Source organism: Parafrankia sp. BMG5.11, assembly GCF_004337455.1.
In genome coordinates, this window is record NZ_SJXI01000032.1 from 56,800 (window position 1) to 80,702 (window position 23,903).

The 23,903-nt window shown below is 71.6% G+C and carries 22 protein-coding genes; 15 read left to right on the forward strand and 7 right to left on the reverse strand.

What is annotated here, in order from left to right; translation table 11 throughout:
- Positions 1–107 precede the first annotated feature (107 nt).
- The 6 genes from E0504_RS22400 (at position 108) to recQ (ending at position 7,722) form a co-directional block, all read left to right on the forward strand.
- Positions 108–1,376 carry an ABC transporter substrate-binding protein gene (locus tag E0504_RS22400; protein ID WP_241831425.1) on the forward strand — a complete coding sequence of 423 codons (1,269 nt, stop codon included), beginning with the start codon at positions 108–110 and terminating at the stop codon, positions 1,374–1,376.
- Positions 1,377–1,400: 24 nt separating this feature from the next.
- Positions 1,401–2,405 (forward strand): carbohydrate ABC transporter permease, encoded by a 1,005-nt coding sequence (locus E0504_RS22405; protein ID WP_071062079.1) that lies wholly within the window; start codon positions 1,401–1,403, stop codon positions 2,403–2,405.
- On the forward strand, positions 2,402–3,241 hold the full coding sequence (locus E0504_RS22410; protein WP_131625811.1) for a carbohydrate ABC transporter permease: 840 nt from the start codon (positions 2,402–2,404) through the stop codon (positions 3,239–3,241). The genes E0504_RS22405 and E0504_RS22410 overlap by 4 nt, the downstream gene beginning before the upstream one ends.
- Positions 3,238–4,737, forward strand: coding sequence for a GH1 family beta-glucosidase (locus E0504_RS22415; RefSeq protein WP_131625812.1), 1,500 nt, complete (start codon positions 3,238–3,240; stop codon positions 4,735–4,737). The genes E0504_RS22410 and E0504_RS22415 overlap by 4 nt, the downstream gene beginning before the upstream one ends.
- Positions 4,734–5,768, forward strand: a complete 1,035-nt coding sequence (locus E0504_RS22420) for a LacI family DNA-binding transcriptional regulator (protein ID WP_071062174.1) — start codon at positions 4,734–4,736, stop codon at positions 5,766–5,768. Before E0504_RS22415 ends, E0504_RS22420 begins: the two co-directional genes overlap by 4 nt.
- Before the next feature lie 100 nt (positions 5,769–5,868).
- Positions 5,869–7,722, forward strand: a complete 1,854-nt coding sequence (recQ, locus tag E0504_RS22425) for a DNA helicase RecQ (RefSeq protein ID WP_235013559.1) — start codon at positions 5,869–5,871, stop codon at positions 7,720–7,722.
- Between the two features lie 69 nt (positions 7,723–7,791).
- On the opposite strand, the gene E0504_RS22430 is transcribed toward recQ, so the two are convergent.
- Together E0504_RS22430 and E0504_RS22440 are read right to left on the reverse strand one after the other, a co-directional pair.
- Positions 7,792–8,535, reverse strand: a complete 744-nt coding sequence (locus E0504_RS22430; RefSeq protein ID WP_243657578.1) for a BTAD domain-containing putative transcriptional regulator — start codon at positions 8,533–8,535, stop codon at positions 7,792–7,794.
- A gap of 638 nt (positions 8,536–9,173) precedes the next feature.
- Positions 9,174–10,304 (reverse strand): RNA-guided endonuclease InsQ/TnpB family protein, encoded by a 1,131-nt coding sequence (locus E0504_RS22440; protein WP_373693925.1) that lies wholly within the window; start codon positions 10,302–10,304, stop codon positions 9,174–9,176.
- 376 nt (positions 10,305–10,680) lie between these two features.
- On the opposite strand from E0504_RS22440, the gene E0504_RS50470 reads away from it, so the two are divergent.
- The 3 genes from E0504_RS50470 (at position 10,681) to E0504_RS22455 (ending at position 13,286) form a co-directional block, all read left to right on the forward strand.
- Complete coding sequence (locus tag E0504_RS50470) at positions 10,681–11,091, forward strand: hypothetical protein (RefSeq protein ID WP_165938577.1); 411 nt, start codon at positions 10,681–10,683, stop codon at positions 11,089–11,091.
- 819 nt (positions 11,092–11,910) lie between these two features.
- On the forward strand, positions 11,911–12,621 hold the full coding sequence (locus E0504_RS22450) for a hypothetical protein (protein WP_112108231.1): 711 nt from the start codon (positions 11,911–11,913) through the stop codon (positions 12,619–12,621).
- A 263-nt stretch (positions 12,622–12,884) separates the two neighbouring features.
- Positions 12,885–13,286, forward strand: coding sequence for a hypothetical protein (locus E0504_RS22455; protein WP_112108232.1), 402 nt, complete (start codon positions 12,885–12,887; stop codon positions 13,284–13,286).
- A 123-nt stretch (positions 13,287–13,409) separates the two neighbouring features.
- Here the strand turns inward: E0504_RS22455 and E0504_RS22460 are convergent, their stop codons facing one another.
- The gene (locus E0504_RS22460) at positions 13,410–14,066 is read right to left on the reverse strand and encodes a DUF2461 domain-containing protein (protein WP_112108233.1); all 657 of its coding nucleotides are present in this window, start codon (positions 14,064–14,066) and stop codon (positions 13,410–13,412) included.
- 422 nt (positions 14,067–14,488) lie between these two features.
- Here E0504_RS22460 and E0504_RS22465 point away from each other — a divergent pair, with 422 nt between their 5' ends.
- From E0504_RS22465 to E0504_RS22485, 5 genes are all read left to right on the forward strand, one after another.
- Positions 14,489–16,141 carry a sensor histidine kinase KdpD gene (locus E0504_RS22465; RefSeq protein WP_112108234.1) on the forward strand — a complete coding sequence of 551 codons (1,653 nt, stop codon included), beginning with the start codon at positions 14,489–14,491 and terminating at the stop codon, positions 16,139–16,141.
- A 10-nt stretch (positions 16,142–16,151) separates the two neighbouring features.
- Positions 16,152–16,595 (forward strand): roadblock/LC7 domain-containing protein, encoded by a 444-nt coding sequence (locus E0504_RS22470; RefSeq protein ID WP_020462934.1) that lies wholly within the window; start codon positions 16,152–16,154, stop codon positions 16,593–16,595.
- A 95-nt stretch (positions 16,596–16,690) separates the two neighbouring features.
- On the forward strand, positions 16,691–17,074 hold the full coding sequence (locus E0504_RS22475) for a DUF742 domain-containing protein (protein ID WP_112108239.1): 384 nt from the start codon (positions 16,691–16,693) through the stop codon (positions 17,072–17,074).
- A 36-nt stretch (positions 17,075–17,110) separates the two neighbouring features.
- Positions 17,111–17,725, forward strand: a complete 615-nt coding sequence (locus tag E0504_RS22480) for an ATP/GTP-binding protein (protein WP_071062173.1) — start codon at positions 17,111–17,113, stop codon at positions 17,723–17,725.
- A complete protein-coding gene (locus E0504_RS22485) occupies positions 17,718–18,944 on the forward strand; it encodes a styrene monooxygenase/indole monooxygenase family protein (protein ID WP_071062055.1) in 1,227 nt (408 codons plus the stop codon). The genes E0504_RS22480 and E0504_RS22485 overlap by 8 nt, the downstream gene beginning before the upstream one ends.
- Positions 18,945–18,999: 55 nt before the next feature.
- Here E0504_RS22485 and E0504_RS22490 read toward each other — a convergent pair whose 3' ends face one another.
- The 3 genes from E0504_RS22490 to E0504_RS22500 all read right to left on the reverse strand — a co-directional run bounded on the left by E0504_RS22490 (position 19,000) and on the right by E0504_RS22500 (position 21,932).
- Positions 19,000–19,386 carry a VOC family protein gene (locus E0504_RS22490; RefSeq protein ID WP_112108235.1) on the reverse strand — a complete coding sequence of 129 codons (387 nt, stop codon included), beginning with the start codon at positions 19,384–19,386 and terminating at the stop codon, positions 19,000–19,002.
- A 16-nt stretch (positions 19,387–19,402) separates the two neighbouring features.
- Complete coding sequence (gene lpdA / locus E0504_RS22495) at positions 19,403–20,803, reverse strand: dihydrolipoyl dehydrogenase (RefSeq protein ID WP_071062052.1); 1,401 nt, start codon at positions 20,801–20,803, stop codon at positions 19,403–19,405.
- A gap of 262 nt (positions 20,804–21,065) precedes the next feature.
- Positions 21,066–21,932: a helix-turn-helix domain-containing protein gene (locus tag E0504_RS22500; RefSeq protein WP_112108236.1), complete on the reverse strand. Its 867-nt coding sequence runs from the start codon at positions 21,930–21,932 to the stop codon at positions 21,066–21,068.
- 103 nt (positions 21,933–22,035) lie between these two features.
- Here E0504_RS22500 and E0504_RS22505 point away from each other — a divergent pair, with 103 nt between their 5' ends.
- A complete protein-coding gene (locus E0504_RS22505; protein WP_131625813.1) occupies positions 22,036–22,653 on the forward strand; it encodes an NADPH-dependent FMN reductase in 618 nt (205 codons plus the stop codon).
- Positions 22,654–22,664: 11 nt separating this feature from the next.
- Here the strand turns inward: E0504_RS22505 and E0504_RS22510 are convergent, their stop codons facing one another.
- The gene (locus tag E0504_RS22510; protein ID WP_112108238.1) at positions 22,665–23,501 is read right to left on the reverse strand and encodes a cobalt-precorrin-6A reductase; all 837 of its coding nucleotides are present in this window, start codon (positions 23,499–23,501) and stop codon (positions 22,665–22,667) included.
- Positions 23,502–23,903: the final 402 nt, after the last annotated feature.

The window sequence follows — 23,903 nt, forward strand, 5'->3', positions numbered from 1 at the left end:
GGGTCATCAACCCTTGACAGTCCCGTCATGTCCGTTCACAGTTTCGAAGCCATGAGAGCGCTCACACGCGATCAGCGCGGTGGGTGTGAAGCCAGAGGGAGGGCTTCATGAGGGCACGACGAGGTCGCCACGCGGCCATGGCCGGGACGGCCGTCCTGGCCATGGCGTTACTGACCAGCGCCTGCGGTGACGACGGAGGGAAGACCAAGCTCACCATCAACACGTTCGGCGTCTTCGGCTACACGGATCTGTACCGGGAGTTCGAGGCGAGCCACCCCGACATCGAGATCGTCGAGACCGTCAGCGAGTACAACGACCACCACAACAACCTGGTCAACCACCTCGCGGCCGGGTCCGGAGCCGCCGACGTCGAGGCGGTCGACGAAGGCTTCATGGCGCAGTTGAAGGCCGCTCCGGAGCAGTTCGTCAACCTGCTCGACCTGGGAGCGGGCGACCGGCAGGCCGACTATCCCGAGTTCAAGTGGGCCGGGTCGCTGTCGGCCGACGGGAAGACCCAGATCGGCCTGGGAACCGACGTCGGCGGGCTCGCGATGTGCTACCGCACCGACCTGTTCGCCGCCGCCGGGCTGCCGACCGACCCGGCAGCGGTCAGCGCGCTCTGGCCGAGCTGGGACGACTACTTCAAGACCGGGCGCACCTTCACCGCGAAGAACACCGGCCCGAAGTTCTTCGACGCCGGCACCAACATCTACAACGCGCAGGTCTTCCAGCTCGACGAGAGCTACTACGCCACCGGCACACCCGACTTGATCGTCGGTTCGAATCCGCAGGTCAAAGCCGCCTTCGACGCGACCGCGCAGGCCATCGCAGACGGCCAGTCCGCCGGGCTGGTCGCGTTCGAGGACGAATGGGTGACCGCGATGAAGGCAGGCACCTTCGCGACGATCACCTGCCCGGCCTGGATGCAGGGCTACATCAAGGAGAACGCGCCGGACACGGCCGGCAAGTGGAACATCGCCGCCATCCCGGGCGGGAGCGGCAACTGGGGCGGCTCCTGGCTGACCATCCCGGCGCAGAGCGATCACCAGGACCTGGCCTACGAGCTGGTCTCGTTCCTGACCGCCCCGGCACAGCAGACCCGCATCTTCACCGAGACGGGAAACTTCCCCTCCAGCCTCGGGGCGATCAGGGATCCCGCGGTGCAGTCGTTCACCAACCCGTTCTTCGACGACGCCCCCACCGGCCGGATCTTCGGTGAATCGGCGATCAAGCTCGCGCCGCAGTACCAGGGCGCGAAGCACGGCGCCGTGCGGCAGGCGATGGAGCACGGAATCCAGCGCATCGAGCAGGAGGACCAGGCCCCCGACGCCGCGTTCCGGGAATCGGTCGACGAAGCGGAACGCGCGGCCCGCTGAGCGCGGCAGGAGGGAGATCCGGCGATGACGATCGCAACCCCGGCGCCCGCGGCCGACCCCGCCCCACCCCGGCGGCGGACGCCGGGGGGCGACCGCACCCCACACACCGCACGCTCCGTGCTGCGGCGGGTGGCAAGCGCGGCGGTTCCCTACGGGCTCATCGCGCCGTTCTTCGCGATATTCGCGGCCTTCGGCCTTTTCCCGATGCTGTACACCGCCTGGATCTCGCTCACCGACCGGGACATGCTCCACCCCGGCGCCGAGCGGTTCGTCGGGCTACGGAACTACGCTGACCTGCTCTCCGACGACTTCTTCTGGAACGCGGTCGGCAACACCTTCCTGCTGATGGCGATGTCGTCGGTTCCCCAGCTGGCGCTGGCGCTGATACTCGCGCACATCCTCAACGCGAGGCTGCGCGGGCGGACCCTGTTCCGGATGGGCGTGCTGCTGCCCAACATCACGTCCATCGTCGCGGTGACAATCGTGTTCAGCCAGATCTTCGGCCGCCAGTTCGGCCTCGTCACCTGGCTACTGGACGAGGTCGGCCTGGACCCGGTCAACTGGCAGGCCGGCGAGTGGACGTCGAAGATAGCCATCTCGTCGATGGTCATCTGGCGGTGGACCGGCTACAACGCGCTCATCTATCTGGCCGCGATGCAGGCGATCCCGAAGGAGCATTTCGAGGCCGCGGCGATGGACGGCGCCGGAACCTGGCGGCAGCTCTGGCACATCACACTGCCCGCGCTGCGGCCGACCATCGCCTTCACCGCGCTGGTCTCCGTCATCGGCCAGATCCAGCTCTTCACCGAGCCGCTGCTGTTCGACACCTCGCCGGGCAGCGTCTCCGGCGGCAACAGCCACCAGTTCCAGACCCTGGCCCTCCTGCTCTACGAGGAGAGCTTCCGACTGCACAACTTCGGCTACGGCTCCGCCATCGCCTGGGTGATGTTCCTGGTGACCGTGGTGTTCGCCGCGCTCGCCTACCTCGTCACCCGCGGCGGCTCCCGGCTGAAAGGGGGTTCCCGGTGACCGCCTTCTCCCGCACCCCGGGCGAACGCTCCGGCCCGCTGCGCTATCCGTTCCTGCTCCTGGCCCTGTTCGTCTCCGCGTTCCCGGTGTACTGGACGTTCATGATCCCGTCCCGGACGAACGACGCGGTCGGGCAGCTGCCGCCACCCTTCCTGCCCGGCGGGCACTTCTTCGAGAACGCCGCCCGGGTGTTCGACACGGTGAACTTCGGCAAGGCCCTGCTGAACTCCCTCATCGTCGCGGGGTCGATCACCGTCAGCACGCTGTTGTTCTGTTCGGCGGCCGGCTTCGCGTTCGCGAAGCTGACCTTCCGCGGCCACGGCGCGCTGCTGCTCACCGTGATCGCCACCATGATGGTCCCGATGCAGCTCGGGATCATCCCGCTCTACCTCGAGATGCAGGAGCTCGGCTGGGCGAACCATCTCGTCGCGGTGATCCTGCCTACCGCGGTGACCGCGTTCGGAGTCGTGTTCATGCGGCAGAACGTCATCCAGGCCGTGCCGGACGAGCTGCTCGACGCCGGGCGCATGGATGGCTGCGGCACGCTGCGGCTGTACTGGCACGTCGCGCTGCCGGCGCTGCGCCCCGGCCTGGCCGTGCTCGGCCTGCTCACGTTCATGCAGGCCTGGAACGACTTCATGTGGCCGCTGATCGTCCTGAACTCGGAGAACCCGACCGTCCAGGTCGCCCTCAGCACGCTGGCCGCGGGCCACTACCGGGACAACACCCTCGTCCTCGCCGGCACCGCGCTCGGCACGCTCCCCGTCCTCGTCGTATTCGCCCTGTTCGGCCGCCAGATCATCGGCGGAATCATGGAAGGCGCGGTGAAAGGTTGACTACCAGCCCCGTCCCGGCGACGGACACGACAGCGGCCACCGGAGTACCGGCGCCCGAAGCGTCGCCGGGAGCCGACGAGCTCGCGGCCCGGATCGCGACCGGCCTGCCCACCGGATTCGTGTGGGGTGCCGCCACCTCCGCGTACCAGATCGAGGGCGGCGCCCGGGAGGGCGGCCGCGGGCCGTCGATCTGGGACGTCTTCGCCCGCACCCCCGGCATGACCGCGAACGGCGAGAACGGCGACGTCGCCGCCGACCACCTGCACCGCTACCGCGAGGACGTCGCCCTCATGGCCGGCCTCGGCCTGGGCGCGTACCGGTTCTCGGTCGCCTGGCCGAGGATCGTCCCGGCCGGGTCGGGGGCCGTGAACCCCGACGGGCTGGCCTTCTACGACCGGCTCGTCGACGAGCTCCTCGCCGCCGGGATCGACCCGTGGCTGACGCTCTACCACTGGGATCTGCCACAGCCGCTGCAGGACGCCGGCGGCTGGCCGAACCGCGACACGGCGCTGCGCTTCGCCGACTACACCGAGCACGTCGTCAGCGCACTCGGCGACCGGGTCCGGCACTGGTCGACCCTGAACGAGCCCTGGTGCTCGGCCTTCGAGGGACACCTGACCGGGCGGCACGCCCCCGGGGTGCGGGACGCCGGGGCCGCCGTCCGGGCCGTCCACCACCTGCTGCTGGCCCACGGTCTCGGCACGGCCGTGCTGCGGGCGCACGGCGCGGCGGACGTCGGCATCACCCTCAACCTGATTCCGGCGGAACCGCCGCCGGACGCCGCCGGGGCGGGCGACACCCGGGGGGGCGACACCGGGGCGGGCGACGCCGTGCGGCTCGTCGACGGGCAGCAGATCCGGCTCTGGCTCGATCCCGTCCTGCACGGCACGTACCCGTCCGACGTGATCGCCGACTTCGCCCGGGCCGGCGCCGAGCTGCCCGCCCAGGACGGTGATCTCGCCGTCATCGCGCAGCCGGTGGACTGGATCGGGGTGAACTACTACGCGCCGCACATCGTCGCGCCCGGGCCGGACCCGTCCCCGAAACCGACCCCCTTCGCCGGCGCGGGGAACGTCACGAGGGTGCCCACGAACGAGGACGTGACGGCGCTGGGCTGGCCGGTCCGGCCGCGCAGCTTCCTGGCCCTGCTGCGCCGGCTCGGCGCGGACTATCCGGGGGTCCCGTTCTACATCCACGAGAACGGCGCGGCCTACGACGACGAGGTGTCCCCGGACGGGACGGTGCACGACCCGCTGCGGGTGCGTTACCTGGCGGGTCACCTCGACGCCGTCCGGCAGGCGTCCGAGGACGGGGTCGACGTTCGGGGATACTTCGTGTGGTCGTTGCTGGACAACTTCGAGTGGGCCGAGGGGTACCGGATGAGGTTCGGCATCGTGCACGTCGACTTCGAGTCCCTGGTGCGCACGCCGAAGTCCAGCGGGCTGTGGTACTCGCGGCTGATCCGGGAGCACCGCGCGGCAAGCGGGACGCGGTGACGCCGGAACCACCGGCCCGGACCCGCCAGGCGCCGACCCTGGAGGCCGTCGCCGAGCTGGCGGGGGTGTCGCGGGCGACGGTCTCCCGGGTGGTGAACGGGTCGCTCCGTGTCTCCCCCGCGGCGCACGCCGCGGTCACCAGGGCGATCGCCGAGCTCGGCTACGTGCCGAACCAGGCCGCCCGCAGCCTGGTGACCAGGCGGACGGACACGATCGTGCTGATCGTGCACGAGCGGCCCGACACGGTGTTCGCCGACCCGTTCTTCGCCAGCGTGCTGCGCGGGGTGAACCAGGCGCTGAGCGTCACCCAGCTCCAGCTCGTCCTGTTACAGGTGCAGGGTGACCGGCAGCGCGACCGGGCGCTGCGCTACGTCGGCAACGGCCACGTCGACGGAGTGCTCCTGATCTCCCTGCACGGGGACGACATCATGCCGATGTCGGTCTCGGGCGCCGGGGTCCCGCTGGTGATGGCGGGACGGCTGCTCACCGGCGACCCGGTCGACTCGGTCGACGCCGACAACGTGGGCGGCGCCCGGCAGGCCGTGCGCCATCTCGTCGCGACGGGCCGCCGCGAGCTGGCGACCGTCGCCGGGCCGGTGGACATGAGCGTGGGCGTCGACCGCCTGGCCGGCTACGCGCAGGCGGCCCGCGACGCGGGCCTGCCGGCCTCGGCCACCCGGGTCGAGACCGGCGACTTCACCGAGGCCAGCGGCCAGGCGGCGGCGGCCCGGCTGCTGGCGGAGCACCCGACGATCGACGCGGTGTTCGCCGCCTCCGACCTGATGGCCCTCGGCGTGCTGCGCGCGCTGCGGGCCGCCGGGCGGCGGGTTCCCGACGACGTCGCCGTCGTCGGCTTCGACGACGCGGCGCCGGCGGTCTACGCGGACCCGCCGCTGACGACCGTCCGCCAGCCGGTGGAGCGGCTCGGCGCGGAGATGGTGCACCAGCTCCTGCGGCGCATCGCCGATCCCACCGGCGACGCGGCGTCGGTGATCCTGCCGACGGAGCTGGTGATCCGTTCGTCAGCCTGAGCCGGTTCCCCGCTGGGGACAACAGGCGGGTCGGGAACGGGTTGTCCACAGGCGCGAACTCGCGTCACCCTCGTCCCGTGCGGCCTTCTACAGTGGCGCGGTGACCTCGCCCTCGGTTCGCGTCCCGCGTGACGCCGTGGAAGTGCTCCGCCGCGTCTTCGGCTACGAGTCCTTCCGCGACGGCCAGCAGGAGATCATCGATCACGTCGTCGGTGGTGGCGACGCGCTGGTCCTCATGCCGACCGGCGGCGGCAAGTCGCTGTGCTACCAGATCCCGGCGCTCGTCCGGCCCGGCACCGGCGTCGTCATCTCCCCGCTCATCGCGCTGATGCAGGACCAGGTCGACGCGTTGCTGGCGCTCGGGGTCCGGGCGGGGTTCCTCAACTCCACCCAGCAGGCCGACGAGCGCCGCGCGGTGGAGTCCGCGTTCCTCGCCGGCGAGCTCGACCTGCTCTACCTGGCCCCCGAGCGGCTGCGGGTACGCGCGACGATCGAGCTCCTCGACCAGGGCGAGATCGCGCTGTTCGCGATCGACGAGGCGCACTGCGTCGCGCAGTGGGGGCACGACTTCCGGCCCGACTACCTCCTGCTCTCCGAGCTGCACCAGCACTGGCCGCAGGTGCCGCGCGTCGCACTGACCGCCACCGCCACCCCGGCGACCCACCAGGAGATCACGAACCGGCTCGGGCTGGGAAACGCCCGCCATTTCGTCGCCGACTTCGACCGGCCGAACATCCAGTACCGCATCGTGCCGAAGAACGACCCGAAGGCACAGCTGCTGGAGCTCCTGCGCACCGAGCATCCCGGCGACGCGGGCATCGTGTACTGCCTGTCCCGGGCGTCGGTCGAGAAGATCGCGGAGTTCCTGGTGTCGAACGGGATCGCCGCGCTGCCCTACCACGCCGGCCTCGAAGCACGCACCCGCGCCGAGCACCAGGCCCGTTTCCTCCGTGAGGACGGCCTGGTCATGGTCGCCACGATCGCCTTCGGGATGGGCATCGACAAGCCGGACGTCCGCTTCGTCGCCCACCTCGACCTACCGAAGTCGGTGGAGGGCTATTACCAGGAGACCGGCCGCGCCGGCCGGGACGGGCTGCGTTCCACCGCCTGGCTCGCGTACGGCCTGCAGGACGTGGTCCAGCAGCGCCGGCTCATCGACGCCTCCGACGGCGACGCCACGCACCGCCGGCGGCTCAACTCCCACCTCGACGCGATGCTCGCACTGTGCGAGACCATCGAGTGCCGCCGGGTCGGCCTGCTGGCGTACTTCGGGCAGCAGGGGTCGAGCGCCTGCGGCAACTGCGACGCCTGCCTGCACCCGCAGCAGTCCTGGGAGGCGACCGTGCCCGCCCAGAAGCTGCTGTCGACGGTGCTGCGCCTGCACCGGGAACGCCGGCAGAAGTTCGGCGCCGGCCACGTCGTCGACATCCTGCTGGGCCGGCGCACACCCAAGGTCGACCAGCACGGCCACGACTCGCTGACGGTCTTCGGCATCGGCACCGAGCTCAGCGAGGCCGAGTGGCGTGGCGTGGTCCGCCAGCTCCTGGCCCAGGGGCTGCTGGCCGTCGAGGGTGAGCACGGAACGCTCGTCCTCACCGACGCGAGCGCGGACGTCCTGCGCGGGCAGCGGACGGTCTCCATGCGGCGCGAACCGAAGCGACCGGCGAAGGCCACCGGCTCCTCTGCGACGAAGGCACGCCGGGCCGAGCCGGTCGAACTGTCCGCGGAGGCGGCGCCGCTGTTCGAACGGCTGCGCGCCTGGCGGGGGGCCACCGCCAAGGAACAGGGCGTTCCCGCCTACGTGATCTTCCATGACGCCACGCTGCGCGAGATCGCCACCCGCGCGCCCTCCTCGCTCGCCGAGCTCGCGACGGTGAACGGCGTCGGCGAGAACAAGCTGGCCAAGTACGGCGAACACATCCTCCCGCTGTGTAGCGCCACGCCCGCGGACTGACCCACAGCGGACCGGCCCACGGCGCGGCGCGGCCATCGCTGTCGGCGGGAGAGCAGGGCGCGGCGACGCTCAGACGGGCTCGTGCCGGCGGATCCGCTCGTGCAGGCGCGCGGTCGCCGGTCCCGGGGCGACGCGCAGCTCGCGGGCGAGGATGTCGATGCAGGTCCGGAACTGCAGCAGCGCCAGGTGCGGCTGCCCCTGGCGGGCGTAGGAGCGCACGAGCCGGCGGTGGGCGTCCTCCCGGCACGGGTCGCGCTCGAGGATCTGCCGGCACAGCAGCGCGCAGACCGAGTACTGCCCGGTCTCCAGGTACAGCGAGCTGAGCCGGTCCAGCGCGTCCAGGTAGGCCAGCCTCAGCTGCTCGCGCCGCAGGACGGCCCAGTCCTCGGAACGCGCGTCGGCGAGGAAATCGCCCCGGTACAGCGCCACCGCCGCTTCGAGTTCGGCGATGGCGGCCTCGACGCGTGCCGCGTCGGCGAAACGCTGACCAGCCTGGACATGGCCTTCGAACGCGTCGAGATCGATGGACACCATGACGTCGGCGGCCAGCCGGTACACGCCGCGCTCGAACACGATGACCTGCCGGTCAACCGCCTCCCGCAGGGCGCGGCGCGCGCCGTACACGGCCACCTGAATGTTGTTCCGCGCCGCGGGCAGGTCGGCGCGTGGCCACAACGCCTCGGTGACGACCTCCCGCGGGGGCAGGTCCGCCCGATGGATCACCAGGTAGGCCAGTAGGGACCGGGGGCGGGTGCCCCAGCCTCGCACGAGCCGCCCGTTCACCGTCACCGACAGCGGTCCCAGCACGTGCACGGCCATCTCCACCTGGCCCGTCGCGGCCGTGCTCCCAGCTCTCCCGCCCCGCCCCCGGTCCCGGTCCCGGCGACGAGACGGTCGTCCCTGGACACGAGGGCGGTCGTCCCGTCCGGGGGGACGGGGCCGGTGACGTCCGGCCGGCCCGCGAGTGGGCCTGGGAACGGATCCCCGCGGCGGGCCGCTTCCAGACCGGCGCTTCTGGGCCCCGGCACCAGGCCGAGTAACGGGGTGCCCGGCGGAGCGTCCGCGGCCCTCGGCGTCTCGGGGCCGCCGGACACACCGGCGATGTGGGCGTGCAGGAGCGCCGTCGTCTCGTGCTCCGACCGGGCGAGCGCGGCCTCGGCCTCGGCATGCAGGCGCCGGTCCCGCCGGATGTCCGCCAGCCGCCGGGCCAGCCGGTCCGTCTCGGAGACCGCGGCGGCCGCCGCGGGGGACCGATGACGGGCGGGGCCCTGCTGGCCCCGGGCCGAGGCGACGTGCGCGGCCGCGTCGAGCAGATCCGGTTCCGCCTCGACAGCCTCGAGCGGCAGTTGGTCCAGCCATCCGCCGACTTTGACCTCCTCCCCGGCCTGAAGACCGGGATTCCCACACCTCGCGGTGCGGGTTCCTGCTTCATCAACGGACGCCTCCTCGCTTCAGGAGCGAGGCGGTCTCACTCCATCTCCACAGGCAGCCACCGCGAGCCCCGCGGCCAGAATGTTGACCGCCGCGTTCACGTCCCGGTCGTGGACCGTGCCGCAGCCACGACAGGCCCACTCCCGGACGTTGAGCGGCAGTTTCTTCACGATCGACCCACACACCGAACAGGTTTTGGACGACGGATAGAATCGATCGACCGCAATGACGGTGCGACCGTACCAGCCGGCCTTGTACTCCAACATCCGCCGCAACTCCGACCACGAAGCGTCGGATATCACCCGCGCGAGCGAATGGTTCCTGACCATGTTACGGACGGACAGATCCTCGATGACCACCGTTTGGTTCTCGCGGATGATCCTCGTGGACAGCTGGTGGAGATGATCCCGACGCCGGTCGGCGATCCGACCATGCACCCGGGCGACCCTCGCTCGGGCCTTCGCCCGGTTCACCGACCCCCGCACCTTCCGGGACAGGTCCCGCTGCGCACAGGCCAGCCGGGCCCGATCCCGACGCTCGTGCTTCGGGTTGGCCACCTTCTCCCCAGTCGACAGGGTGACCAGCGAGGTGACCCCCGCGTCGATCCCCACCCGCCCGGGCGACACGGGAAGAGCGGTGATCGTCTCTTCGACCAGGATCGAGACGTGGTACTGGCCGCGGGCGTTCCGCGACACCGTGACCTGCGAGGGCTCCGCCCCGTCGGGCAGCGGACGCGACCAGACGATCGCCAGCGGCGCGTCCTGCTTCGCCAGCGTGATCCGACCGTCCCGGAAACTGAAACAGTTCCGGAAGTAGGTCGCCGAGTCGAGAGCCCTGCCCTTCTTCTTGAACGTCGGGTAGCCGGCACGTTTCTGCCAGAAGTTCACATACGCGGTCTGGAGATTCCGCAGCGTGGCCTGAAGTGGGCCTTTTGACGGCTCGGCGAGCCACGCCGTCTCCGGGTCGCGCTTCCACGCTGTGAGCATCCGGTCGGTCTCGGCGTGAGTGACCCGCCGCTGCTCCTGGAACCAGGCCCGGTGCCGTTCGGCGAGCGCCCTGTTGTACACGTAGCGGACGCAGCCGAAGGTTCGCGCGAGCTGGGCGGCCTGATCGGGGGTCGGGTTGAAGCGGTAGCGGTACGCCCGCTTCACCACCTTCGACCCCACAGGTGCCAGCGTAGCGGGCACGCCCGTCACACTGTCGTCGATGCGCTAACCCTGTCCTGAAGGACAGGGCCTGCGCGCTACGCATCTCGGTCACCCACTGGCCGGCAGCGATCATGTCGTCGGCGACCCTGGCCAGCGCCCGCGCCGCCACCGCGCGATCGTCGAACTCGAGCAGCATGGGGATCGCCCGTTCCGGAGCGCCCGCCCGCAGCAGTTCGAGCGCGGTGCCGCGCAGGATCTCGCGGTCCAGTGCCGCGTCCTCGGCCAGAGCCGCGGGCAGCGGAGCGCGCCAGACGGTGCGCAGTCGTGACCAGTCGCCGATCAACGGCTGGAACCACGGTCCGGCCAGCTCGGCGAGCTGATGCCGGTCCGCCTCCGGGAGGACGTACTCGACGTGCAGCAGCCGTGCGAGCATCCGACGGGCTCCCCCGGTGGCGCCCGCGAGGACGGCGCGGGCCAGCGAGGTGAGCACGCCGACGAGCGTCCGGCCGCGCAGAGCCTGGGCCAGATCACCGTCCGACAGCGTGGTGCGCGCGAACTCGACAGCGTGCCGGAGGGCCGCGGACCGGCCGAGGAGCGCCGCCGCGTGACGCCGCCGGAGTCCGAGCCCGCCGGGGAGCTCCACCTCCGACGGGTGCAGCCGGGCGTGCTCGGCCGGCGGCCGGCGGGCGTTCCCGAGCGCCTCGGTGCTCGGGAGCGCGTCGTGGCCGATCAGGACGCGGGGCGTCGCCTCGGACAGAGCGCCCAGAACATGGCCGCACGCGAGGCGTAACGACGGCCCGTGCGGATCGATCCGGTCTGCATGCTCCAGGACCAGCGCCGAATCGGGCGGGAGCCGCTCGGCCAGCTCCGCGCCGAGCCGCCGGAAGATGTCGTCCCACCCGTGCACCGGGCCCGGCCACGCCCGCACCCGCGTGAGCAGGGTGGCGCCGAACCCGGGAGCCCTGCGCCGCACCGCGGTGATCATCGTTGCCAGGAAGGTCGCCGGATCGCGGTCCTCGACGCCCAGCCGGAGCCAGACCGGTGTCCGGCCGACCGCCTCCAGCGCGGCCGCGAGCCCGTCGGTGAGCAGCGTGCCGGGTGGCGCGACAAACACGGTGACGCCGCCGGTCACCGCGTCGACAAACAAAGAATGCGCCGCCACCGGCTCAGCTCCGAGAGGTTCCAGCACCTTGCCCGCGAGCATGCATCCCCCATGCAGCCGACAGTGAAGACACCGTAAAGACAACGAAAGAACATCCACATCCATATCACCGTTCGGCCAGGAGGTGGTGAGGTCTGCGCCGGGCGCGCGGACAGCGCCACCAAATCCACCACTTCAGCCGTGGACGGCCGGCGAACCCCGGCTACGCGCAACCACACCGGGAGGCCGCCACCGCGGCACGGGTGGCACGAGCCCCAATACCACCTGCTCCACTACCCGCTCACCGTCTTCACCCCACCCAAGATCATCGAGATCTACGCCTAGGAGGTCACCGGGCGCGCCGGGCGCCCACCCCGCTCCGACGGAGGCCGCGCGCCCCGTGCCGGTGGCGCGCGGCCTCCCCGTCCCGGGGATCCCGTTCATGGAGGTGGACTGTGGAGGGCACCGATGGCACCTGACAGCGACGAGGCCCAGCGCGAGGAGAGCTTCGTGGTGCGCCTCCTCCTCGACTGCGACGGCGTCCGCAGCACCAGCGTGCAGCACGCACGCGAGAACACCCCGATGCGCTGGCCGGGCTGGAGGCCGTCCGAGGTGATCGCCTTCATCGAGGCTCGTGCCGGCCGGCTCGCCCCGACGGCTCCGGCCGGCGTCGACGCGGGCGGCCAGGCAGCACTCGGCACCGACGGCGCCCCCGACCCGCTCAGCATGTCGGGCCCGCTCAGCACATTGGACCCGCCCGCCGCCTTGGAACCGCTCAGCAGCTCGGAACCGCTCCCTGTGCGGCTCGGCGTTCAGGTCGAACCCGCCGGGCCTCGCCCAGGGGAACCGTTCACCGTCGCACTGTCGGTCGGCTTCGCCCCCGCCCGCCCGCTGCCCACCGGGCCGCTGGAGTACCACACCGTCGCAGGTGTCCGGCCCGGCGATGCCGCGCCCGGCGCCGCGGGGAGCGCCGAGCACGGGACCGCCCCGGGCGGGACGGTGCTCCGCGCCCAGGGACAGCTCTCCGCGCACGCCGCGGTCATCCGGCTGACCAGTCCGGGGCTGCCCACCGGGCGCCACCTGATCGATGCCGCCGTAAGCCTGCGGGTCGGAGGCGTCGGGCGTCCCGTCGGCCTCGCCACCGCCACTCAGGTCGTGCTCGAGGTCACGGACCGCTGAGGATCCGCACCCCTTCCCGCGCCGAGAGGAACAAGCCCCACGAAACCGGAGTCGAATACCGACACGGGGGCGCCCGTCACCCCGGTGGAGCATGAAAGCCGTTCGCGCCTTATCCTCGGCGATGTGACGGTGGCCTCGACCTGACCTTCTTTCGGCAGGCCGCTCGGGGCCATGCCGCGATTCGCGTGCGTCGCTACCGGCCCACTCCCGCGTTGCCGGGCAGAATTACCGAGCGACGGTCCACGACAGAAAGCGGGAACAACGTGGCAACGGTTACCGATGGCGTTTACCGGATCGGCCTTGACAACAATCAGTTTCTCACCGCGGAAGGCCGCGATCGCAGCGTTATTCTGCCCGAAAACGGACGCGGCCAGGAATGGGAGGTCCGACGCACGGATAATGACACATACACGATCCAGCAGACGTCCGACCAGCTTTTCCTCGGTTTCGACGGTGACCCTGACACGTTCGAGCTGGTGCGCCCGTTTCCGCAGCCTCGCGAGTGGCGGATCGAGCAGGGCCCCAGGCCGGGCTCCTTCGTCATCGGAGCCGTGGACAGCGACCTGACCGTCGGGCTGCACCCGGCACTCATCTATCCGCCGATGGTGGCGCTCTCGCCCATCTTCCGCCAGGACCAGGGGTGGAGGTTCCAGGCGGTCGACTAGGCCGGCCAGGCATCGGTCGGCAGCCCGGCCGACCGGCCCCGTGTGCACACCCGGATTCGGCGCGTGTGCACACGGGGAGCCCTCGGTGAGTGACCCCGGGTCGTTCTGATCGACAGCACGGGCTCACCGGGAACCGCGGCGGGCGGCGGGCAGGCGGGACGCGCCGACGTGGTCGTCGAGCCAGCCGGTCAGCCGGCGCGTCTCCCGCCAGCCCGCCGCCACGTGCTCGGCGCACTCCGGCTCGGCCAGCCACGGCGGCTCACCGAAGTCACGGGCCGCCGTGAGGGTCCGATGGCGCAGCAGCTCGATGCGTGGATGATCCGCGTCGTAGCCCCGCGGCCGGGTCTTGAGCGTCGTGCCCGAGACCTCGTACCCCGCCTCCCGCAGCTCGCGCACCAGCGCCTCGAGCCGCAGCCCCGTCCGGTCGTCGGCGACCGCGGCGCGCAGCCGCTCCACCTGGTCGGGCGCGGTCTGCCAGTAACCGGCCGCGATCATCAGCCCGCGCGCGGAGACCTGGACGTAGCCGCCCCGCTCGTTGTGGGCGCCGATCGCGGTCTTGTAGGGCGACTTGTCCTTCGAGAATCGAACGTCCCTGTGCGGACGGAAAACGTGCGGTGCGCCGAACTCCGGCTCGAGGGCGTCGAGCAGGGCGAGCATCGGGGCCCGGACGGCCTTCTCGTAGGTGTCGCGATGATCCGTCCAGTACGCCTTGCTGTTGTCGGCCTCGAGGCCCTCGAAGAAGATCAACGCTTCGACGGGGAAGCCTGTGAACTCGGGCATCGGCGCTCCTGGGCCGCGAACCGGCGGGACGCGCGCATCCTACGGCGGCCCACCGACAACTCGGCCGGACAGCGCGGCCGGACAGCACGGCCGGCCCGCACCGGGCCCCCGCGGCATCGCTATACCCCAACAGAGACCGATCGAGACCGGCAGGTCGGGGCAATTGTCAAAGAATTGTCCAAGGTCAGGAGCCTGCACACCCAGGACGGTGGGAGTTGGAAGACATCGGTCGTGGTCAAACGAGCACATCACGCGCCGGCGTGAATGAACCGAGAACAACGACACGCGGCATCCGGGCCGAGGCGCGCCGGCCGCGATGGGCACAGGTTGGACGCAAACCGGGGCGTCTGATTGCATAGCTCCCCGACGGGGGTTGGCAGAAGCGGGTGGAACCCGTACCCGACGAGAGCATGTGAGACGCGATGACGACGCGGGCACGAGACCTGCTCAACCGATCCCGCGCGCTCCTGGGTGGCTCCCGCGGCATAGCGGCCCAGCTGCGGGGTGGTGATCTCCCGACTCCCCTGCCCCGGCCGGAGCAGCCGGCCCCCGCCGGCCTCGTCAGGCGCCCCGCGGCCCATGGCGGAAGGTCCGCGCACGAGCCGTGGGTTCGGCCGGGAATCCCCGCGGCGGACGCCGGGGTGACGCGACAGGCCCGCCGCGGCGGCACCGGCATCAGCACCAGCGCCGCGGACCAGTCGGCCCACGCCATGCGGGCCGAGACGTCCCCGGCGGCCTCCCCGGCCAACGGGTCGGCCGTGACGGCGCCGCCCGCGGCCGAGGCGCTCTCCGCGATCTGCGCGGACGTGGCGCTGCGCGACCTCAACCTGGTCGACTCCCTGCTCTCGCAGCTCGAGGACATGGAGGCCAAGGAGGAGGACACCGACCGCCTCGCCGAGCTGTACCGGCTGGACCACCTCGCCACCCGGCTGCGCCGCAACGCCGAGAACCTGCGGGTGCTCGCGGGCCGTGACGCCGGTGACGCCTCGTCCGACACGGCCGCGCTGGTCGACGTCGTGCGCGCGGCGATGTCGTCCATCGACCACTACTCGCGGGTCACGATCGGCCGGGTGGTCCCGCTCGGTGTGGTCGGCTTCGCCGCCGAGGACGTCGGACGGCTGCTGGCAGAGCTGCTGGACAACGCGACCAAGTCGTCTCCCCCGACCGCGCCGGTACGGGTCGGCGTGCACCTCACGGAGCTGGGCAGCGCGCTGCTGCGGGTCGAGGACGAGGGCATCGGGCTCCCGCCGGACCGGCTGCGGCAGCTCAACGAGCGGCTGGCCGGCGATCCCGTCCTGGACGACGACGCGGTGCGCCACATGGGCCTGGCCGTGGTGCGCCGGCTCGCGATCCGCCACGACCTGCGGATCTGGCTCGATCGCCGCCACCCCCACGGGACGACCGCCTCGGTGCTCATCCCCTCCGCCCTGATCTGTGAACTGCCCGAGGGCAGCTGGTCGGGTACGCAGACCGTGGCGGTCCGCGGCGGCGACCCCGCCGCGCCGGGTCCGTCCGCGCGTCCCGCCGCGCGCGACGGTCAGCCGCGGGCGGACGTCCAGGGCCGGGGGCCGGGCGTGAAACGGTCCGGCAACGGAGCGGGCCACGTACGCGAATCCACGCTGTTCACCCGCGCGGGCAGCGCGTCGGCCAGGCCGGCGCCGGCGCCAGCGCCGAGCAAGGATGCGGCGACTCCAGCCACACCCCCCACGGCGGACTCCCTGATCGGCGGCACGACCGCGAGCGGTCTCCCCCGCCGGGTGTCGCGCAGCCTCAAGAACCCCGCCGGCGACGGCGCGCGCCCACCCGCTGCCACGGCACCCACAGCCACCATGCCCGTGGCAGCCGCCGTGCCCGCCGCGGCTCCCGCGCCGTCGACACCGACACCCGCCGCGGCGTCCACGGAAGACCGGGAAGACGCGACAGGCGCGGAAGGCGTCCCTCCCGCGGAGGAGGGCGGATCGACGGCCACACAGGCGCTTTCGGCCCGGGCCGCGGACCACGCGAGACTACTCGCGGATCTCGACGCCTTCAGTGAAGGCGAACGGATCGCCCACGAACACCAGCGAGAGGACTGAGGACATATCCGTGACGGATCAGACCAATCGCCAGCCGGACCACGACTTCAGCTGGCTGATCAATGACTTCGTCGGCAAGGTCCACGGCGTCACCCATGCCCTGATCCTCTCGTCCGACGGCCTGTCGCTCACCGCGTCCGACGGGGTGAGCTCGGCGGAGCGGGACCAGCTGGCGGCGATAGCCAGCGCGATGCTCAGCCTTGCCCGCAACAGCGCGACGCTGTTCGACCGCGGAACCTGCGAGCAGATCATCGTGCGGCTCAGCGGCGGCTACTTCCTGTTCATGAGCATCGACGAGGGAGCGGGACTCGCCGTGCTGACCGGACCGGACTGCGACATGAAGGTGGTCGGCTACGAGATGACGCAGTTCGTGCTGCACGCCGGCCACGCGCTCACCCCGGACCGGCGCGCGGACCTGCGCCGCGTCCTGGTCGGACGTCAGGTACCGAGCTGAGCCGGGCCAACACGGCGGATCACCGCACGGATGATCCGCCGCGGCGAACCAACGCACCGGACCAGGACGGGTGACGGACCAGAATCGTGAAGAGCATGCCTGAAGACTCCGCACAGAACGGACGGCCGAGGCGTGGCCCGCGCAGCAAGCGGATCCGCCCCTACGCCCTCACCGGGGGCCGGACGAGGGCCCGCCATCACCTGCTCGTCGAGACGCTGGTCTCGGTGCCGAGCTACGACCCGACGCTCAGCGAGACGCTGATGCCCGAGTCCAAGGCGCTGTACGAACGCGCCCGGGGGCAGCTGTCCATCGCCGAGCTCTCGGTGATGCTGTCGATCCCGCTCGGGGTGGTCCGCGTCCTGATCAGCGATCTGGCCGCGCAGGGAGCGATCCTCATCCACCCCACGGCCCACACCTACCACCACGATCGAAACGTGCTCGAAAGGATTCTCAGTGGCCTGCGGGAGCTCCCGGTCTGACGCACCTCCGGACCCGGACGGCGGTGCGGGGTGGACATGATCCCGACCGACGCCGACGGACTTGACCCCGCCACGGCGATCTCCGCGAAGATCGTGATCGCGGGCGGGTTCGGAGTGGGGAAGACGACGCTGGTCAGGTCGATCTCGGAGGTGCCTCCGCTCAACACGGAGGCGTGGATGACCGAGGCCAGCGAAGGCATCGACGACCTGTCGATGAGCGGTGCGAAGAGCACGACGACGGTCGCGATGGACTTCGGCCGGATCTCGCTGTTCCCGGATCTGGTGCTGTACCTGTTCGGCACCCCGGGCCAGCCCCGTTTCTGGTTTCTCTGGGACGACCTGTCCCGCGGCGCGCTGGGCGCGGTCGTTCTCGTCGACAGCCGCCGCCTCGACCAGTCCTTCGCCGCGCTGAACTACTTCGAGAACGATTCGACGGTCCCGTACATCGTCGCCGTCAATCGTTTCGAGGGAAAGCTGTGGCACGACGTCGACGAGGTCCGGGAGGCGCTCGCGCTGCGCCCGGACATCCCGCTCGTCACCTGCGACGCCCGCGAGACGGCCTCGACGGCCCAGGTGCTGCGGGATCTGGTTGTTCACACGATGTCACTGGCCCAGGTCCCGGAACCCAGGAGGACACGGACGCATGCGTAAGATCCTGATCGTCGGCGCGGGCCAGTCGGGCCTGCAGCTGGCCCTGACCCTGCGCGAGCACGACTACGACGTGACGGTGATGTCCGCGCGCTCCCCCGAGGAGATCCGCCGGGGCCGGGTCATGTCGACCCAGGCGATGTTCCACAGCGCGCTGCAGACCGAGCGCGACCACGGGCTCAACCTCTGGGAGGCCGACACCGTCCGCATCGAGGGCCTCGGGCTGTCCATTGCGGGGCCGGACGGCAGCCGGCCTCTCGACTGGTTCGCCCCGCTGGACCACTACGCGCAGTCGGTCGACCAGCGGGTCAAGATGGCCGGCTGGGCCGAGCTGTTCGAGGAGCGCGGCGGCAAGCTCATCCTGCACGGTGTCACCACGGCCGATCTGAACGGGCTCGCCGAGCTCTACGACCTCGTCGTGGTCGCCGCCGGCAAGGGCGAGCTGGTCGGCCTGTTCGACCGCGACGCAGCCCGCTCGCCGTACACCTCACCCCAGCGCGCGCTGTCGCTCGCGTACGTGCACGGCCTGGCGCCCAGGCCGGAGCATCCCACCGCGCCGGGCGTGCGATTCAACATCATCCCCGGCGTCGGCGAGCTGTTCATGATCCCGGCCTACACGCTGAGCGGGAACTGCGACATCCTCTTCTTCGAGGGCATCCCGGGCGGTCCGCTGGACTGCTGGGACGACCACCCGAAGCCCGACGAGCACCTGCGCCGCATCCTGGACCTCATCGAGCGGTTCCTGCCCTGGGAGTACGAGCGCTGCGCGAAGGTCGAGCTCACCGACGCCCACGCGACCCTCTCCGGCGGGTACACGCCCGTCGTGCGGCGGCCGGTGGGCAACCTGCCGTCGGGCGGGGCGGTGCTCGGGATGGCCGACGTCGTCGTGGCGAACGACCCGATCACCGGCCAGGGCTCGAACAACGCCGCGAAGTGCGCCGCCTCCTACCTGGACAGCATTCTCGAGCACGGTGCCAAGCCGTTCGACCAGGCGTGGATGCAGGCCGCCTTCGACCGCTACTGGGCGAGCGCGCAGGACGTCACGGTCTGGACGAACGCCCTGCTGCAGCCCCCGCCGCCGCACGTGCAGCAGATCCTCGGCGCCGCGCAGGCGAACCCCACGGTCGCCCGGCGGTTCGTGAACGGCTTCGACAATCCGTCGGACTTCCAGGACTGGTTCCTCGACCCGGAGAAGGCGGCGGCCTACCTGGCCTCCGCCTGAGCCCGCGGGGAGACCCGCCGGGGCTGGCTCCGGCCGGCCCCGGCGCTGTCAGCTGTCAGCGATGCTGAACGATCTGGATGAGGTTCCCGCAGGTGTCGTCGAGGACGGCGGTGGTGACCGGCCCCATCTCCAACGGCTCCTGGGTGAAGCGGACTCCGAGGGCGCGCAGGCGGCCGACCTCGGCGTGGACGTCGTCGACGGCGAACGCCGTGTACGGGATGCCGTCGGCGACGAGCGCGTCCTTGAACGGGCGGGCGGCGGGGTGCGCGTCCGGCTCCAGCAGCAGCTCGACGCCTTCGGGGCCGTCCGGGGAGACGACCGTGAGCCAGCGGTGCTCGCCCAACGGCACCTCGGTCTTCTTCACGAAGCCGAGTACCTCGGTATAGAAGCGCAGCGCCTTGTCCTGGTCGTCGACCAGGACGCTGGTCAGGTTGATCCTCATCGCCGCTCCCCGACTGTCAGAGGTTGATCATGTGGCCGGCGAGGCCGTGGATCGCCTCCTGCAACGCCTCGCTCAGCGTCGGGTGGGTGTGCACGTTGCGGGCGAGCTCGAGCGCGGTGAGGTCCCATTTCTGGGCCAGCGTCAGCTCGGGCAGCAGCTCGGAGACGTCCGGGCCGATCAGGTGGCCACCGAGCAGCTCGCCGTACTTCGTGTCGGAGATCAGCTTGACGAAGCCGTTCGGGTCGCCCAGGCCGTGGGCCTTGCCGTTCGCGGTGAACGGGAACTTGGCCACCTTGATGTCATGGCCCTCCTCCCGCGCCTGCGCCTCGGTGAGACCGAAGCTGGCCACCTGCGGCTGGCAGAACGTGGCCCGCGGCATCATCCGATAGTCACCGAGCGTCACCGTCTCCGCACCGGCAATGGTCTCGGACGCGACGACGCCCTGTGCCTCGGCGACATGCGCCAGCATGAGCTTCGCCGTCACGTCGCCGATGGCGTAGATGTGCTCGACGTTGGTGCGCATGTGGTCGTCGATCGCGATCGCGCCGCGGTCGGTGAGCGCCACGCCGGTGTTCTCCAGGCCGAAGCCCTCGACGTTGGGCGCGAACCCGATGGACATGAGGACCTTGTCCACCTCGAGCGAGCCCCGGGCGCCGTCCTTGCCGGTGTACTCGACGGTCACCGAGGAGCCGTTGTCCGTCACCGTCTCGACCTTGGTCGAGGTCAGGATCGGCACGCCGAGCTTCTTGTACTGGCGGACGATCTCCTTGGAGACGTCGGCGTCCTCGTTCGGCAGCGCGCGGTCGAGGAACTCGATGATCGTGACGTCCACGCCGTAGTTGCGCAGGACGTAGGCGAACTCCATGCCGATCGCCCCGGCGCCGACGATCGCCATCGACCGCGGCAGCTCGCGGGTGAGGATCTGCGTCTCGTAGGTGACGATGTTGTCGGAGAGCTCGACGCCGGGCAGCAGCCGGACCCGGGAACCCGTCGCGATGATCGCGTGGTCGAAGCTCACCTGGTCGGTGCCGCCGGCGGAGAGCGCGACGTCCAGGGTGTTCGGGTCACGGAAGGTACCGCGGCCGGTGAACTCGGTGATCTTGTTCTTCTTCATCAGGAAGTGCACGCCCTTGACGCGCCCCTCTGCGACCTGGCGGCTGCGGTCGAAGGCGGCGCCGAAGTCGAAGCTCACCTCGCCGGAGATACCGAAGGTCTTCGCCTCGTGGGCGAACAGGTGCGCGAGCTCGGCGTTGCGCAGCAACGCCTTCGAGGGGATGCACCCGACGTTCAGGCAGACGCCGCCCCAGTACTTCTCCTCGACGACCGCGACCGACAGCCCGAGCTGGGCCGCCCGGATCGCCGCGACGTAGCCGCCAGGACCTCCACCTAGGACGACGAGATCAAAGTGCGCTGCCATAGGTCCACCCTACGATCAGTCAGGACGCCGATTCGCGGCGCGGTGCGGAGACTTCAACCACGCATGCTGCCAGCGTCATTCCGCCTCGCCCACAGGTGGGCGCGCCAGGCCGGCCGGCCATGTCCGGCACTCCCCGTGCCGCGGCGGCGGATGCGCGCCGGAGCAGTAGGTGCGCACAGAGCGGACGGACGTTTTCCAGGATCACACGGATGCCACCGGTGCCGCGGATTTCGGCCCGGCGGTCACCGCCCGCCCGCGTGGCTCAGCCGGGCACCGCGCGCAGCGGGGATCGTCCAACCCGGAGCCGGTCCAGGGCGGCGGCGGTCGGTGCGTCCGCCGGTAGTTGCACGACGAGTCGCAGGTCGTCGTCGGTGGGCAGCTCCAGCGTCTCGAAGGCCAGTCGCAGCTCGCCCGCCTCGGGATGGGCGAGGCGGGTGACGCCGCTGGCCGCGGGCAGGCCCGGCACCGAGGCGACGCGCCCGGCGAAGGCCGCGCCGGCGGTGACGGTCAGCTCGTCGGCGAGCGCCGCGACGAAACGGTCCGCCAGGAAGGGGCCCTGCTTGAGTGCGGCCACCTGGTCGTCCGCGACCTGGCCCCAGTCGGGCCAGGCCCGGCGCGCCCGCTCGTCGGTGAAGACGAAGCGGGCCAGGTTCGGCACGGCGCCGGAGCGCGGGGAGCCGTCCAGCAGGCCGATCGGACGGGCGAGCCGCTCGTAGGCCGGGGTGTAGGCGAGCACGTCGCTCACCCGGTTGAGCAGCACCGCGGCGGCCGGTTCGAGGTGCGCCAACAGCGCCCGCACGGTCGGGCGCACCGCACGGGCCGGCGCCGCGCCCACCCCGCAGGTGAATCCGCCCTCGGCTCCCTTGCTGAGCCGGTGCAGGTGGACCCGCTCGCGCGGGGTGAGGCGCAGCGTGTCGGCGAGGGTGGCCAGCACCGCGGCGGAGGGCCGGCGATCACGGCCCTGCTCGAGGCGCGTCACGTACTCCACGCTGACACCGGCGAGCGTCGCCAGCTCGGAGCGGCGCAGCCCGGGGGTGCGCCGGCGGGGGCCGACCGGCAGGCCGACGTCCGACGGGTGGACGGCCTCCCGCCGGGCCCGCAGGAAGAGACCCAGTTCGTTGCCGGCCATGGTTACGACCGTAACCCACCGCGACGGACGGATCGTGGCCCTCTCACTACCAGCCTCCGGCCGGCCTTCCCGGCACCGGCCGCGGCGCGCCACCGTGGGCGGCATGCCCGAAGACACCCTCAACCTCGCTGTGATCATCGGAAGCGTCCGGGAGGGCCGGTTCGGCCCGGTGGTCGCACGGTGGTTCGTCGAGCAGGCCGAAGCGCACGGCGGATTCGCCGTCGACCTGATCGACCTCGCCGACACCCCGCTCCCGCTCGCGCTGCCGGCGGTGCCGCCGGCGCTCGCGCCGGACCTCGCCCGTCCCCCCGCCATGGCGGAGCTGAGCCGGCGGGTCGCGGCGGCGGACGCCTACGTCGTCGTGACGCCCGACTACAACCGCAGCTATCCGGCGTCGCTCAAGGCGGCCATCGACTGGTACCACCTGGAGTGGCGGGCCAAGGCGATCGGGTTCGTCGGGTACAGCGGGGCCAGCGGCGGCCTGCTCGCCATCGAGCACCTGCGGCAGGTGTTCGGCGAGCTGCACGCGCACACCGTGCGCCACTACGTCTCGTTCCCGCGGTACTACCAGCTGTTCGACGCCGCCGGGACGCTCACCGACCCGCAGGAGCCCGCCGAGGCCGCGAAGATCCTGCTGGACGAGCTCCAGTGGTGGGGCGAGGTCCTGCGCGACGCCCGGCTGACGCGGCCGCTCGGGCTGGTTCCCGCGGCTCGCTCGTAGCCGCGGGCATGTCAGCGCAGCTCGTCGGTGACCCAGCTGACCGCGGCGGACGGCGTGGCCACGACCCGGGCCTGCCGGGGCAGCGGCGGCCGGTCGACCATCACGACCGGCAGCCGGAGCCGGCGCGCGGCCACCAGCTTGGCCGCCGTCAGCGAGCCGCCGCTGTCCTTGGTGACGACGGTGTCGACCTCGTGGCGGCGCAGCAGCGCGGTCTCCGCATCCACGGTGAAGGGGCCGCGGTCGAGCAGGACGCGCAGCCGTCGCGGGACCGGCCCCGGCGGCGGTTCGACGGATCGCGCCAGGAACCAGTGGTCGAGCCCGGCGAAGGCGGCGACCCCGGAACGGCCCACAGTGAGGAACACCCGGCGACCGCGCCGCTCTCCGGGCTTGCCGGGCTCGCCCGGTTCACCGAGTTCACCGGGATCGCTGGGATCACTGGGCCCTCCGGGGCGGCCAGCGGCGAGCAGCGCGGCCGCCGCGGGCAGCGACGGCACCCGCCGCCAGTCGTCGCCGTCGCTCTCCGTCCAGCCGGGACGGCGCACCACCAGCAGCGGCACGCCGGTCGCGGCGCATGCGGCGACCGCCGCCGCCGTGATCCGCGCCGCGAAGGGATGGGTCGCGTCGACCACCGCGGCCACGTCATGTTCCCGCAGGAACTCGACCAGGCCGTCCGGGCCACCGAACCCACCGCTGCGGACGGTGGCCCCCGCCGGCACCGTCGACGCTGTCGGGGGCCACAGCCGGCCGGCGAGGGAGTAGACCACGTCGAGATCCGCGCGGTCGGCGAGGGCGGCGGCGAGCCGCCGGGCCTCGGCGGTCCCGCCCAACAGCAGCACGCGCCGGGTCATCGGCCGGCACCCGGCCGGCGTGCCCCGAGTGCTCGGTAGGGACCGGCCGGCTGCACAGCGCCAGTCTCCCCCATCCGCCCGTCTCATCAGCTCCGCTCCGCCCCATCAGCTCCGCCTCGTCTCGTCCGCTCCGTTCTGCAGGCCGTTCTTCACGGCCGCGCCTCCTCCCTTCCTCCCGGGTCGCCCGGTCGTCTTTCCCTGGTATTCGATCTCGCCTCTGCTGTCTCTCCGTGTGGTTCCTGGTGCCGTGCGCATCCGGGCATGCGCGAGGTCGCGCCGTCCGGCATTGGCGGGCTCGCGGGTTCTCACCCATCTGGGCGATGCGGCGGGCCGTCGGACGCGCGGCCGGGTGCCGTCCGGATACCGACCAGGTGCCGACCGGTGGGCGCCGCTGCGGCCATC

Coding starts and splice junctions, on each gene's coding strand:
- E0504_RS22500 (WP_112108236.1), bottom strand. CDS start 21,932: ATGGCCGGCAACGAACTGGGTCTCTTCCTGCGGGCCCGGCGGGAGGCC.
- E0504_RS22465 (WP_112108234.1), top strand. CDS start 14,489: ATGACGACGCGGGCACGAGACCTGCTCAACCGATCCCGCGCGCTCCTG.
- E0504_RS22450 (WP_112108231.1), top strand. CDS start 11,911: ATGGCACCTGACAGCGACGAGGCCCAGCGCGAGGAGAGCTTCGTGGTG.
- E0504_RS22475 (WP_112108239.1), top strand. CDS start 16,691: ATGCCTGAAGACTCCGCACAGAACGGACGGCCGAGGCGTGGCCCGCGC.
- E0504_RS22405 (WP_071062079.1), top strand. CDS start 1,401: ATGACGATCGCAACCCCGGCGCCCGCGGCCGACCCCGCCCCACCCCGG.
- E0504_RS22490 (WP_112108235.1), bottom strand. CDS start 19,386: ATGAGGATCAACCTGACCAGCGTCCTGGTCGACGACCAGGACAAGGCG.
- E0504_RS22400 (WP_241831425.1), top strand. CDS start 108: ATGAGGGCACGACGAGGTCGCCACGCGGCCATGGCCGGGACGGCCGTC.
- E0504_RS22510 (WP_112108238.1), bottom strand. CDS start 23,501: ATGACCCGGCGCGTGCTGCTGTTGGGCGGGACCGCCGAGGCCCGGCGG.
- E0504_RS22505 (WP_131625813.1), top strand. CDS start 22,036: ATGCCCGAAGACACCCTCAACCTCGCTGTGATCATCGGAAGCGTCCGG.
- E0504_RS22460 (WP_112108233.1), bottom strand. CDS start 14,066: ATGCCCGAGTTCACAGGCTTCCCCGTCGAAGCGTTGATCTTCTTCGAG.
- lpdA (WP_071062052.1), bottom strand. CDS start 20,803: ATGGCAGCGCACTTTGATCTCGTCGTCCTAGGTGGAGGTCCTGGCGGC.
- E0504_RS22485 (WP_071062055.1), top strand. CDS start 17,718: ATGCGTAAGATCCTGATCGTCGGCGCGGGCCAGTCGGGCCTGCAGCTG.
- E0504_RS22480 (WP_071062173.1), top strand. CDS start 17,111: ATGATCCCGACCGACGCCGACGGACTTGACCCCGCCACGGCGATCTCC.
- E0504_RS50470 (WP_165938577.1), top strand. CDS start 10,681: ATGCCGGTCCGCCTCCGGGAGGACGTACTCGACGTGCAGCAGCCGTGC.